At 44.4% G+C, this 12,655-nt stretch carries 11 protein-coding genes and 1 pseudogene; 9 read left to right on the plus strand and 3 right to left on the minus strand.

Translation table 11 applies throughout. The features are described 5' to 3' along the window. Window positions 1-313 precede the first annotated feature (313 nt). The 3 genes from C161_RS09905 to C161_RS09915 all read left to right on the plus strand — a co-directional run bounded on the left by C161_RS09905 (window position 314) and on the right by C161_RS09915 (window position 3,238). Window positions 314-1,123 carry an alpha/beta hydrolase gene (locus C161_RS09905; RefSeq protein WP_036670022.1) on the plus strand — a complete coding sequence of 270 codons (810 nt, stop codon included), beginning with the start codon at window positions 314-316 and terminating at the stop codon, window positions 1,121-1,123. Window positions 1,124-1,169: 46 nt separating this feature from the next. Next, window positions 1,170-1,697, plus strand: coding sequence for a MarR family winged helix-turn-helix transcriptional regulator (locus C161_RS09910; RefSeq protein ID WP_036670024.1), 528 nt, complete (start codon window positions 1,170-1,172; stop codon window positions 1,695-1,697). Between the two features lie 191 nt (window positions 1,698-1,888). Continuing rightward, window positions 1,889-3,238, plus strand: coding sequence for an FAD-binding oxidoreductase (locus C161_RS09915; protein WP_036670025.1), 1,350 nt, complete (start codon window positions 1,889-1,891; stop codon window positions 3,236-3,238). A gap of 172 nt (window positions 3,239-3,410) precedes the next feature. On the opposite strand, the gene C161_RS09920 is transcribed toward C161_RS09915, so the two are convergent. The 3 genes from C161_RS09920 to C161_RS09930 all read right to left on the minus strand — a co-directional run bounded on the left by C161_RS09920 (window position 3,411) and on the right by C161_RS09930 (window position 4,869). Next, on the minus strand, window positions 3,411-3,707 hold the full coding sequence (locus C161_RS09920) for a putative quinol monooxygenase (protein ID WP_036609783.1): 297 nt from the start codon (window positions 3,705-3,707) through the stop codon (window positions 3,411-3,413). 64 nt (window positions 3,708-3,771) lie between these two features. Next, complete coding sequence (locus tag C161_RS09925) at window positions 3,772-4,422, minus strand: nitroreductase family protein (RefSeq protein ID WP_036670026.1); 651 nt, start codon at window positions 4,420-4,422, stop codon at window positions 3,772-3,774. Window positions 4,423-4,449: 27 nt separating this feature from the next. Beyond that, the gene (locus tag C161_RS09930) at window positions 4,450-4,869 is read right to left on the minus strand and encodes a MarR family winged helix-turn-helix transcriptional regulator (RefSeq protein WP_036609779.1); all 420 of its coding nucleotides are present in this window, start codon (window positions 4,867-4,869) and stop codon (window positions 4,450-4,452) included. A gap of 576 nt (window positions 4,870-5,445) precedes the next feature. Between C161_RS09930 and C161_RS09935 the strand changes: the two genes are divergently transcribed. The 6 genes and pseudogenes from C161_RS09935 to C161_RS09960 all read left to right on the plus strand — a co-directional run. Then, window positions 5,446-7,311, plus strand: a complete 1,866-nt coding sequence (locus C161_RS09935; RefSeq protein WP_235193780.1) for an AraC family transcriptional regulator — start codon at window positions 5,446-5,448, stop codon at window positions 7,309-7,311. A 51-nt stretch (window positions 7,312-7,362) separates the two neighbouring features. Further along, window positions 7,363-8,964: a helix-turn-helix domain-containing protein gene (locus C161_RS09940; protein WP_036670031.1), complete on the plus strand. Its 1,602-nt coding sequence runs from the start codon at window positions 7,363-7,365 to the stop codon at window positions 8,962-8,964. Between the two features lie 108 nt (window positions 8,965-9,072). Beyond that, window positions 9,073-10,053 carry an ABC transporter substrate-binding protein gene (locus tag C161_RS09945; protein ID WP_036670033.1) on the plus strand — a complete coding sequence of 327 codons (981 nt, stop codon included), beginning with the start codon at window positions 9,073-9,075 and terminating at the stop codon, window positions 10,051-10,053. Next, window positions 10,054-10,866 carry a (2Fe-2S)-binding protein gene (locus C161_RS09950; RefSeq protein ID WP_036609771.1) on the plus strand — a complete coding sequence of 271 codons (813 nt, stop codon included), beginning with the start codon at window positions 10,054-10,056 and terminating at the stop codon, window positions 10,864-10,866. Window positions 10,867-11,101: 235 nt separating this feature from the next. Continuing rightward, window positions 11,102-11,623 carry a TetR/AcrR family transcriptional regulator gene (locus C161_RS09955; RefSeq protein ID WP_036670036.1) on the plus strand — a complete coding sequence of 174 codons (522 nt, stop codon included), beginning with the start codon at window positions 11,102-11,104 and terminating at the stop codon, window positions 11,621-11,623. Window positions 11,624-11,687: 64 nt separating this feature from the next. Then, window positions 11,688-12,357 (plus strand): annotated as a pseudogene (locus C161_RS09960) (NAD-dependent epimerase/dehydratase family protein); the annotation flags it as partial. Window positions 12,358-12,655: the final 298 nt, after the last annotated feature.

Raw genomic sequence — 12,655 nt, forward strand, 5'->3', positions numbered from 1 at the left:
GGCGTTTTTTTCGTTATGGATTGTTCAGGTAGCAAATGCGTAGCTTAGTTCGCGTGTGTGCATGAAGCTGTAAATCGACTCGATACAACAGATCAGGGAAGATATCAAAGGTATGACATGGTCTCTATGTAAACGCTTTAATTTAATATAGACAAGGGGTACCGACGGTGGTAATATAGTTTCTATAAGAAACTATATTGTTCTTATCAAATATAATTGTAAGGACTTCATTCTTAAGTATACGAATAACGCCCTGTGCTAAAGATTTTTTATTGTTTGGTGCTTGAGCGTAGCGAGAGGGATGGAAAATATTATGAGTATAATTGAAACAACAATCGAATCTTTTGACGGTACTCGCCTATATTCTAGTGAAAATTTAGTTAGTGATGCGAAGGCAGCTGTAGTCATTGTTCATGGACTATGTGAGCATGCAGGTCGCTACGATTATGTGACGGAACAATTAAATAAACGTGGTTTTAATGTGTATCGCTTTGACCATCGTGGTCATGCCAGATCCGAGGGACAGCGTACGTTTTATAAAGAATTTGATCATCTTATTGAAGATGTTCATGTCATTGTCGAGGCGGCATTGCAAGAGAGCGGCGATCTTCCGCTGTTTGTCATCGGACATAGTATGGGCGGTTTTGCAACCTCGTCCTTTGGAACGAAATATCCAGGCAAGGTCAAAGGCATCGTGCTATCCGGAGCTCTCACTCGTTACAATACAAAAGTTGCCGGAGAACTGCCGATGGATCTTCCTACAGGCACGTATTTCCCGAATGAGCTGGGCAGTGGCGTATGTAGTGATCCCGCAGTTGTATCCGCTTACGCGAATGACCCACTGGTTGAAAAGCAGATCTCTGTAGATTTATTTAACAGCTTGGGAAATGGCATAACATGGCTGAAGGAGAACGCCAAGCAGTTTACAGATCCCGTACTTGTACTGCATGGGGCCAATGATGGACTGGTCAGCGAAAAGGATTCCCGTGACTTTTACGGAGATATCGCTTCAACGGATAAAACACTCAAAATTTATGCTCATCTGATGCATGAGATCTTTAATGAACCGACTCGTGATGATGTGATTGAAGAAGCAATTACATGGATTGAAAAACGGATCTGATTTCAGTAGAGTAAGAGAGAGAATCTGAATATGAAAGGGATTACGCATGAAATTAGATTGGATGGGCGACCATCGGGAACTGATTGAGAAAATTATCAAATACGGTAATGCGTACTCAAACACGTATAAGCTGCAGCGAAGTTATGGTACAGATATGATGTTCTCGGCTTCACAGATTCAGACGCTGGAATATATTCTGGAAGCCGAGGACAAGGAAGAGAAGATGTCGGAGATGGCCGCACGCCTGGGTGTAAGCCGCAGTACATTTTCCAAGAACGTGAAGAATCTGACGGAAAAAGGGTTGCTCGAAAAATTTCATTTAAGCGGTAACCGCAAAGACATATACGTCAAACCTTCGGAGAAAGGTCGCGAGGTGTATGTGAAGTATACCGAATTTGTAAGGGAACTTTGCTTTGATGAGATTTTCAAGTATGCAGATCAGATTTCAGAAGCGGATAAGCAGAACTTTGTTCGCATCATGGATCTGTTTGCCGATGTGCTCGTCTGGTATGGTGAAAAAGAACAGGAAGCGCGCAAGTTAATCAGAATTGATTCCGATTCGGGAAGCGACTAGTTTCGAGATAAAAGGGATTTTCCTCAAGCCTGTTCTGTGGCCTGAAAGGGAAATTCCTTTTTGTTTCCTCTGAAACGCGAACCTTTAAATTAAGGCACCAGCCCATTCCCTCCGCGAATGTCCGTCATACAGTATAAAGTGCTTGATGCAGCAGAGGCTGTAGGACAATTATTCAGCAGGGAGTGGGATGTGTGAAATCATTAACCAAGCTTACCGGACGGGTTATTTACAAAGGTGATCCAGGATATGAAGCGGCGCGCAAGAACTGGGACCCGCATACGGACAGATTTCCCAAAGTTTTTGTTTTTGCCCAACGGACGAAGGATGTATCCAACGCTATCCGATGGGCTCGTGAGAATAATGTTCCGATTCGTCCGCGGAGTGGCAGACACGCGCTGGAAGTGAATCTTTCCCAAGTGAATGGCGGTATCGTGATTGATGTGAGTGATCTGAATTCCATCAAACTTGATAAAAAAAATGGAACGGTTGTTGTGGGTACGGGTAACCGAGTAGGGAGAATTGCGAATACCCTTGCCAAGCAAGGGTTCATAGCTCCTTTTGGTGACAGCCCTACTGTAGGGATCGGTGGAATTACGTTAGGTGGGGGAATTGGGCCTCTCCAGCGTACCATCGGTCTTATCAGTGATAACCTGCTTGAGGTGGAGATGGTGGACGCCAAAGGAAAAGTGATTCGGGCCAATAAAAATCGTAATTCAGATCTCTTTTGGGCCTCTCGGGGAGGGGGCGGTGGTAACTTCGGAGTATACACCCGCTACAAATTCAAAGTGCGCCGTGCTCCAGCGAAAGCAACTGTATTTAAGATTACCTGGCCATGGGCTCAATTCGAAAAGGTGCTCAAAGTATGGCAGAGGTGGGCTCCCTCTGTGGATACAAGACTGGGCAGCGAGTTGTCCATCGGACCGAAAAAGGGTGGCAATGTCGTCATGGAGGGGCTGTTCCTAGGGTCAAAAACAGAGGCACTCCGTCTATTGCAGCCGATTACAAGTGTTGGCACACCGACAAGTTCCATTGTTCGTTTGTTACCTTACACGGAAGTTGTGAAGTTCTTATTACAACCTGATCCGACCGAGACTCAACGGTATAGCAACCAGTTCTCGTCCGGTTTTGGACGAAAACCATTCCCCGACAAAGCCATTAAATCGATGCGAACATTTTTGGAGAACCTGGAAGAGGGGCCAGGCGGATTCTATTTCCTCAACTGGGGCGGAGCAGTAAGTCGCAAATCACCTAGATCAACCGCCTTCTTCTGGCGTAAAGAGAAGTTCTATGTGGAATGGACCAGTACGTGGCTCAAACCATCCCATGCCGCCAAAAATATCGCACTCGCTCGTAATACTCGCAAGAAATTGCAACCATACATTGTGGGTTCCTATATCAACGTTCCAGACCAAGGGATCAAAAATTCCGGTCCAGTGTACTATGGAGCCAACTATGCCAGACTGCGGAGAGTCAAAGCCAAGTATGACCCGAAAAATGTGTTTAACAATCCGCAAAGCATTACTCCTGCTCGGGTAGTGTAGTCCATGTTCACTTGTTTAATACCTCTTCAATGAGTGAAGAAAACACGCCTTAATTGGCGTGTTTTTTGTTGAAGTGAACTTATTTTCAAAAGGAAACTAAAAAGCTACCCTCGGTCATATGACCAAGAGCAGCTTATTCACATGTTAGATACGCACGGCAGTTAAAGCGCTATTAAGCTTTAACTTGTTCTCCAGCAAATACTTCAACGTTCATTGGAGCGGCCATGAATGCTGCTGCTTGTTGAACAAAAGCTTGGAAATGCGCGCTTGTGTTGTGGGAAGCTGTAGCAGCTTCATCTTTCCACAGCTCGATCATCGTGTATTGTTGTTCGCGTTCTGTGCTTTTCGCCAAATCGTAGCTGATGTTACCTTCTTCTTGACGTGTAGCAGCCATCAGTTCTTTCGCAGCTGCGAGGAATGCTTGCTCTTGGTCCGGTTTAACTTGCAGATGAGCGTGAATGATAATCATAATGTATAACCTCCATATTGTGTTTATTTGGAATGTGTTAAGAAAGGGGAAACCGTCCCTGATATTATGCCCAAGTTGTGATGGTTTCTACAGGCAGGCGGTAGGATGGGTGACCTTCTTTGGCCGATTTACCGATCGAGATCAACATAACCGCTTGATAACGCTCTTTGTCCATGCCAAATGCTTCTGCGATTTGGTCTTTTTCGTAACCACCGATTGGGTTAGTATCATAACCGTGAGCACGTGCTACAAGCATTAATTGCATGGAAGCAAGTCCAGCGTCGATCATATTAACTTCGCGAATAGCGGAAGCAGGCATATTTTCATAATAAGGTAATACTTTTGATAGTTGCATATCTTTAACTTCTTGTGGCATATAACCGAGTTCTACAGCTTTGCCAAAAATTTCTTCCATATGTTCCGCGTTTTTCATGTCAATGAATACGCCAATGACTGCGGAGGAAGTCAACACTTGATTTTGATTAAATCTCGCAAGTGGAGCAAGCTTTTCTTTACCTTCAGTCGTATCTACAACCAGAAAACGCCAAGGCTGCAAATTGATCGAAGATGGTGCACGGGAAGCTTCTGACAGAATTTCAGTCATTTCTTCACGGCTAATTTTCACTTCAGGATCGTAAAGTTTAACAGAACGACGACCGTAGGTGATTTCGTTAAAATCATTGGTTTTTTGGAATTTGCTTTGAATTGTACTCATGCATGGATCTCTCCTCTATATATGGGTTTAGAAATTGTTCTGCATACGTTCCAGGAAATCGGCGAGTGATTGAACTTCGTCTTCACTGAAATCCTGTAAAATCTGGTTGATAAAATTGGTCTTCTCAGCTTTGTAGCCTTCAATCTGCTTCCGACCGTGGTCCGTCAAACGAACAAAAGTGACCCGATTATCATCGGGATTCTTACGTCTTGTAACCATTAGGTCCGCTTCAAGCTGCTTCAAGTGGCGTGTAATCGCAGCACTATCAATGTTAATGATTTTCTGCAGCATGGATTGGTTAATCTCATCGACCTGATCCAGCTCATGCAGAATTTCAAAGCGAGAGGAACTGATACCTGTACAGCGTTCGAACTTGGGACTGAGTTTGTTACCCAACACGTTCAACAGATTGATGATTTGTTCTTCTTTGGAAACAATACGTGTCATGACTAGACCTCCCGGGTGAATCTGAATCATGAACAACGGCGTATGTTAACCAATGATTAATGTTGCAGTATACAATGCCATTGCCTAATGATTATTTGGATGCTCTCGAATCATTGATGTATCAATATTTGATGCGTCAATCATTGATGGCTCAATTAATATATCATGCCTTTTATGATTTTGCAACAGGTTAGAAAATGTTGCTGATGCTGGCGTTATTATCCCGCTACGTATACATTGCAGTCCATATATGTTGTCCAAATGGGTAAGTTAATATTGATTGTGCATGTTATTGAGAATTGTTATCAATTGATTTATAATGAAATGAAATATACATACTGAGCGAAAATTACAGGCTCTTCATAAAGAAAGCAAGAAGGTATGTCGATGTAATATGGCGGGAGGGAAAGTACAGCGGATATGAATTTGAATGATCACATCAGGTTGTGGAATCATGTTTTTGTCAAAATACTGGATGTACGCCAAAACGCTTTGCATCCTGGGGAGAAGTTGAAGAATTATCAACTACCAGCAAGTACCTATCTATATATAACCGACGGAAGTGCACGGATACGAATGGATCAACACAGATACATCGTGGAGGGATTCCACATCATTCATGGAGGCAAGCAGGCGTATTTAAATATGGAGACGGATTCGGGCGTGGCGTATTATATGATTTTGTACAAAGCCATCCTAGCCTTGCCCTGTGGGATGGAAATTCAGTATCTGATGGACCATGAACGTCCGTTTCAGGACCAATATGCATTTGTACCAACCCGTCCGCTACACATGTATCAGTGTATGGAGGAATTGAAACAGGAGTGGGAGCAGTCTACTAAGCTTGCAAAGTTACATGCCAAAACCTTATTTCATCAATGGGTATATCTTTTATTGACAGACTTACACGAACAATCCATTCAGCCACATAAACCGGATACGGTCACACAGGCTATTGAATATATGAATGCTCATCTCCATGAGCCCATAGCTCTTGACGTAATGGCAGAAGCAATGGAATGCAGTGTGGGGCACTTGTCGAGGCTGTTCAAACAAAAGTTAAACATCAGTCCCATCCAGTATCTTGGACAGATTCGAATGGAGAGGGCCGCACATCTTCTGGTGCATACCAGTGCAACGCTGCAACAGATTGCAGAACAGATCGGCTATCCGGATGCACATTCACTGAGCCGTAGCTTCAAAAAAATAAAAGGGCTTTCTCCAATTCGCTACAAAAAAGGAGTAAGCCAACGGTTAAACAAGTCGAAACACCCATTGGTATTGAACAACAAGCAAGATTTGCCCAGTGTAATGCAAGAAAATGCCCTTCATTCGTTACATTCCCATCTATATAATGATATTGATTATCAATATCAAAAGAGTGTTGGAGGGGAATTAATAATGCAAGGAAAATTCAAAATGACAGCACTAAGCATGATGTTGTGTCTCACGCTATTGCTCACGGCCTGTTCCAGTCCAGCGCCGTCTGCAAGTGGTACGCAAACAGAGACCAATGCGACTACTACACAATCGGGTAACCAGGCAACGGAGGCAGGGAAATCGACTGCACAGCCGGAGACGCGGACCGTCTCTACAATGAGGGGAGATGTGGTAATCCCGGCCAATCCGCAGCGTGTTGCTTCAGATCAATATATGGGGTACCTGCTGAAACTGGGCATAGTACCGGTTGGTGTAAGAACATTTATGCTGAACGAAGGATGGATTGAAAAGTCTGGCATTGCTACTGATGTTATAGCGGGTATTGAGGATTTGGGAGGAGAGTTCCCAATGAATCTGGAGAAGTTAGTGTCACTTGAGCCGGATCTCATCATCGGTTCCATTGATAAAAATATTGAGGATTACGAAAAAATTGCAACGACCGTCTTTTTACCTTATTGGGAAGGTGATAAAACTTCTGGCCCATTGGAAAAGCTGCGCCGGATTGCTGGTGTTTTTGGAAAAGAGAAGGAAGCAGAGCAATGGATCACGACATATGAAGAGAATATCGAAGAGACTAAGAAGCAGATAGATGGTGTAATTAAAGAAGGCGAGACCGTATCCATCATACAAATAGGGTACAAAGCGTTGTATGTACTTGGTGCAGAAGGCGGGAACTATGGTAGTTCCACGATCTATGAGATGCTGAAACTGCCTCCAACTCAGCAAGCACTCGAAATGAAGGATGGATTCGAGACGATCTCCCTTGAAGTACTGCCTGAGTATATGGGAGATCATATCTTCTTATATGGTTCGGGTAGTGAGGACGCCAAAGAGATCCTGAACAGCGAGGTTTGGAAACGTCTGCCTGCTGTGCAGAAAGGACAAGTCTACACCTATGGTTCCTTGGATGGTACAGAGGATGAGTTCGTCATGGAAGATCCCTATTCACTGGAGTTGCAGTTGGATAGTATAAAGAATTTACTATTGGGAGCTGAAAAATAGAGTGTAATCAGTTCACATAGAATCGGATCAGAACAGGGAGGGGACGTGAGCATGAAGGAAAATGATTGGATCAAACAACTGGAGCAACTACATTTCTCTGCTGTCCACGTCTGCCATTACTTTAGCAATCCGGGGGCTGTTCAGCGTCGGATCTGGAAAAGGTTCGCCATTTGCAGGGTCATCGCGGGCAAAGGATCTTTGTCTATGGATAACATTGTACATACGGTATCTCAAGACGAGTGGTTTTTGTTGAAGCCAGGAATGCATGTGGAGTTTCAGACGGATATGGAAGCACCTGTCCGATATCAGATCATTTTATTTTCCTGTGTTACACTTACCCGGCGTAAGAATGCTTGGCATACCGAGGCATTTGATCTCCCTGTGACGGGCAAACTTAATGTTCCTTCCAATACACGTGATATTCAGGAGATGATGGATACCCTGATGAGTGGAAAACACTCGTTTACGAGTCTGGAAAAGACGCGCAGGAAACATCTTTTGCATCAGTTGTTGATTCAGTTAATGATGCATGTGAATGAAGCAACACCCCCTGTAGCGGGGATGGATTTGGCACTTGATTATATGACGCATCAGTATATGGAAGACATTCGAATTGATCAGATGGCCCGCGTGGCAGGGCTTAGTGTGAATCATTTTATAAGAACATTCAAACGGCAATTAAACATGACTCCGATTGAATATATATTGAAACTACGTATGGCAAAGGCCAAGCAGCTGTTATTTTCTTCAGATAAAATCAAGGATATTGCAGAGCAAGTGGGTTATAAGGACGAGCACTATTTCAGCAGAGTTTTCAAGAAAAACGAAGGAATCGCCCCAACGTTGTATATGAAAAATAAAGTGAATCGCATTGCCACCTTGTATTACGGGTTGGACGATTATGTGATAACGCTTGGTTTGAGGCCAGTATCGGCTTTATCCTATGGTCAGAGGGTGGCTCGACATGTTGCCATACCTGCGCTTCAAGCACACAGTCATCAGGGACTTATTCTGGATAGCTTCAATCAGAACTATGATGATTTGAGGCGAGTCCAACCGGACCTGATCATTACAAGTGATCGTTTGGAGCCAAATGACTCCCTGCATCGTATCGCGCCTACCACCATGCTGGAGCACACCAACCATTTTGGGGAGAGGCTTCTGTATATGGCGGACATTATGGGCCGCACCGAACAGGCCGTACAGTGGATAGAACAACATGCTGAACTGAGCCGGGTTCTTCGAGGGCGCATTCAATCGAGGTGGGGGAAACAGAGTGTCATGTTCATCCGGGTGACTTCTCATTTCTACCGAATGTATGGATTGAACAACCAGACAGGGGCCCTGTTGTATGATGATCTGGGATTTTATTTGCCTCGTGATTTTCCGGAACAACAGTGGGCTGTAGAGAGCAAAGTTTGCGATTTGCAGTTATACGACGCGGATCATGTGTTTGTAATGGTCGACCCGACAGAAGAGGCACGTGCTCAACTGGGGCAATTGCAGCGATCCAGTGCATGGTTGGCATTAAAGGCTGTTCAAGAAGGCCATGTATATAATGCAGGAGATATTTTCTTCAAAACGCTGGGTCCCACCGGACGCATGTGGGCCATGCGATATGTGGCAGAGCAACTTGGGGTTACCTTACGGTGATATTGTGCAAGAGAAGAGAGTGGAATAATCCATGGTAAGCCTGTATGCTTTTCCCTACTATAGTGATAATGATTATTATTATTAAATAGTAGAGGGGATTTACTACAAATGGTAAGACAGAGAGCAACAACGATGATACTGTTGGCCCTGCTTGTGCTCGTTCTGACGGCATGTAGCAAGGCATCAGAAGTAACAGAAGCAACGCCTCCGCAACAGGATACCCCTGTGGAAGAGAGTGGTACACAAACGATTGAGCATCTTAAAGGAACAGCGGTTGTACCGCAAAAAATAGAGCGTATGGTGGTATTATCTGCTGCTTACATCGATCACATGTTGACGATTGGTGAGAAACCAGCAGGCGTTAATGTAGAAGTTCGTTACGGAGGAGATTATTTGCCTTACTTTGCAGATCAGCTTGCCGGCATTCCAACGGTAGGGTCTGCAGACAGTCCTAACCTGGAGGCTATCCTTCAGATTGATCCGGATGTCATCGTTATTGAGAGTCGAACTGCGGAGAGTACGTATGATCAGTTGGAGAAAATCGCTCCGACGATTGTACTTGGTACTGAATGGCTGGATTTTGTTGATGATACGACATATTGGACACAGGATCTGTTGACCATTGCCGGGATGTACAACAAAGTGGATCTGGCAAAAGAAAAGATAGCCGAGGTAGAGCAGCAGGCGAAGCAATTAAAAGCGAAGATCGAACAACTGGATCAAAAAAAGTTGGCTTATCTGCGTGTAAGAGAGAAGACCTTACAAATTTACGCGGCAAAAGGACATCCAACCAACACACTTTTGTATCATGATCTTGGATTTGTGCCAACGACTGTGACACCTGCCGAACAACGTGAGGACCTGTCCATGGAGAAAATCGCGGATATCGATGCTAATTTCGTAGTTCTTGAGGTTGACCCGAATGCCGATGAGTATTTAAACAACATCAATGCAAGCTCACTCTGGAAGGGAGTGCCGGCTGTCGGTGCAGATCAGGTCTATACGACAGACTCGTTCTGGTTGTTTAAGGGCTGGGGAGCGATTGGGCGAAGCGAGATTATCAACGAAGTTGAAGAGATGATTCAATAGATGAGACATTATCCAAGACATGATTATTCAGAGATGTCGGAAGTGTTACAGCAATTTTTTGTGACGACGATCCAAGTGGACTGCGATGATTCCAAGTATCCTTTCCGTGTGAAGGATCTGCTGAATGAAGAGAAACGAAACTTGATATTGCGTGAACAGGCTATGCAGCAAGGGCTTCAATTGGGCGGAAGAGGAAGTGCGGCCGTCGGTACACTTTTTGCCAAACGTTACTCCGTATTCGTGATGTCCGTAATTTCAGCATTCAGTCTATACGATACTATACTTAGCGTTGCAGACGATGATGTGCGGTTTGAATTGAATGGTGCAGGTGGCATGCGATATGAGACTCTGCTGGAGAGAACCTCTCTGGAGGGTGAAGATCCTGTTCAGCGCAGGTCAGAGAGTGGCTTGCTCAAGAAAAGAGTGCTGTTACATCTGGAACCTGTCCTGCGAGCGGTAGCCGTCGCTACAAGAGCGAGCGATAAGGTCATGTGGTCTCTGGTTGCCCATAATGTGCAACAATTGTATGCACGTATGATCAATGATCAGAGCATTTGGAAGACAGATGAACGGCTTGCAAAGATTCAAGAAGATCAAAGCCTCTGGCTGGATCGGCAAAACGATAATGCATGTACATTTGCCAATGAGCTGCAGCGCTTCGAACATTCCGGGTGGCAGGGACCTCCGTTCCTGCTACGCCGATATTGTTGTTTGGCTTATCTGGTTGGAGACGGAAGTCATACACATGGGTATTGTGACAGTTGTCCGAAGCTGGATTCGGAATCACGATTGCGTAAACTTCTTCAGCAGTGAACAGACACTCTTGTACCGCATGGTACGAATCTGTTTCAGACAAACCATGTTCTCTTCGGTTTCCAGTGGATAGAATCTATGATCGACAAGTTACACAACCTGCAGCGGCTTGAGCCAGCGTCTGCGGGTTTGTTGGCTTTGTACAAGGTCACGATACCTTTGCATCGAGGGATAGTATTCGTTATACTTCAAGCTATTGATCAATTAATCACTAACTATTGGAGGGCGGATTATCATGGCAAAGGATAAAGCAGCGTCGGTTAACCGGCGAAATGATATTATCTCTGCAGCAATTGACGTCTTCGCGGAAATTGGCTATTATCGTGCGACTACAGCCCAGGTGGCTGAACGGGCACAGATCTCACAGCCGTATATATTTCGTTTTTTCAAAACAAAAGAAGCTTTATTATTAACTGCAATTGAGGTCTCATGGACACGGGTGATTGATTCGTTTCGAATTGTGGTGGAGATGGCGACACCAGATCAGTTAGAGAATGATCTCATTGAAGCCTATGATAAGATTCTGGAATCGCACAAGAGCGAGATCTTGCTTCAGATGCAGGCGCAAACGATCCGGGAGGAAGTCATTCGTCAGGCTATGCAAAAAGGCATTAGTGATGTAAGAGCCATGGTACTGGAAGCTTTCACCGTTGCAGGAATTGCTGAACCGCTGAAAAGAACCATGATTTTTCTGGCAATCGGGATGTTGTGTAATGTATCTAATGCACTGGATATGCCAGAGTTGAAGGAACGATAGAGAGGGAGGTAAAGTCCCTTTTTATATTTTAGTTATTGATCAATCACTAAATGGATGAAAGAGGTTTCATTGTGCGAACGTTCCATATAACGAGATGGAGAGCGGTCTGATTCCGCTGCTATAACAGAAGATAAATGAAGGAAGTAACCGAAGAACATTCGAAGCAGCCACATACCCGAAAAGGCAAGACACGACTTGCCTATGAACAGATGTTATTCAGCACAAGATGGAGTAGAGCTCAGGTGATGATCGTTCGTTTGCCAGATTATTATGGCCCATCGGCTAATCAAGCTTCCTATCTGGGTTCAACCCTTGAAGCGATAGCAAAAGGTAAGATGGCTTTTTTTATCGGAAATATGAACGTGCCGAGAGAGTATATTTATTTACCGGATGCTGCGGTCATGGTGGTGGAGCTGGCAAGCAGAGAGATGACGTATGGACAGAATTGGAACATTCCTGGATCGGGGATCATCTCGGGTCATGACATCGTGCGATTGGCACGGAAGGCTGCGGGAAGAAGCAAACCTGTGCTGGCGATAGGAAAAGTAGGATTGTCGGTGATTGGACTGGGTGTACCCGTTATGAAAGAAATTGTAGAAATGTTATATCTGACCGAGGAACCCCTGATCTTGAGTAGACAGAAGTATGAGGAACGGATTGGCCCGATTGTGGCAACATCTTTTGAGGAAGGAATTAAGTTGACGATTAAGGAGTTGGAGTTGCAGGGGGAGTAGAGGGGGAATATATTTTTTGGAGAAAAGTAATTGATTGATCACTAACTGTAAGGTTTTATAGGTATATGGAATAGGGGGCGCATAAAGCTAGTCCCGGGCATAGAGTGTACTATTGTAAAATGCGGGGATTTGACGTGGTGTACAAGGAGGGGGGATTCTCTTGTGAGCGGTATGTCCAAAAGGAAACGCAAAATTTCCTCAATCAGTACAGGTAAACGGAAAGCAAAAAAATCAAAAAAACACTCTATCCCAAAGAAGAAGAGTAAGTCTTGTAAGAAAAGCAGACGTAAATGCAAAA

This window comes from Paenibacillus sp. FSL R5-192, from assembly GCF_000517845.1.
In the GTDB taxonomy this organism is placed as follows: Bacteria; Bacillota; Bacilli; order Paenibacillales; family Paenibacillaceae; genus Paenibacillus; species Paenibacillus amylolyticus.

Coding starts and splice junctions, on each gene's coding strand:
- C161_RS09955 (WP_036670036.1), top strand. CDS start 11,102: ATGGCAAAGGATAAAGCAGCGTCGGTTAACCGGCGAAATGATATTATC.
- C161_RS09945 (WP_036670033.1), top strand. CDS start 9,073: ATGGTAAGACAGAGAGCAACAACGATGATACTGTTGGCCCTGCTTGTG.
- C161_RS09910 (WP_036670024.1), top strand. CDS start 1,170: ATGAAATTAGATTGGATGGGCGACCATCGGGAACTGATTGAGAAAATT.
- C161_RS09935 (WP_235193780.1), top strand. CDS start 5,446: ATGGATCAACACAGATACATCGTGGAGGGATTCCACATCATTCATGGA.
- C161_RS09925 (WP_036670026.1), bottom strand. CDS start 4,422: ATGAGTACAATTCAAAGCAAATTCCAAAAAACCAATGATTTTAACGAA.
- C161_RS09940 (WP_036670031.1), top strand. CDS start 7,363: ATGAAGGAAAATGATTGGATCAAACAACTGGAGCAACTACATTTCTCT.
- C161_RS09930 (WP_036609779.1), bottom strand. CDS start 4,869: ATGACACGTATTGTTTCCAAAGAAGAACAAATCATCAATCTGTTGAAC.
- C161_RS09920 (WP_036609783.1), bottom strand. CDS start 3,707: ATGATTATCATTCACGCTCATCTGCAAGTTAAACCGGACCAAGAGCAA.
- C161_RS09950 (WP_036609771.1), top strand. CDS start 10,054: ATGAGACATTATCCAAGACATGATTATTCAGAGATGTCGGAAGTGTTA.
- C161_RS09905 (WP_036670022.1), top strand. CDS start 314: ATGAGTATAATTGAAACAACAATCGAATCTTTTGACGGTACTCGCCTA.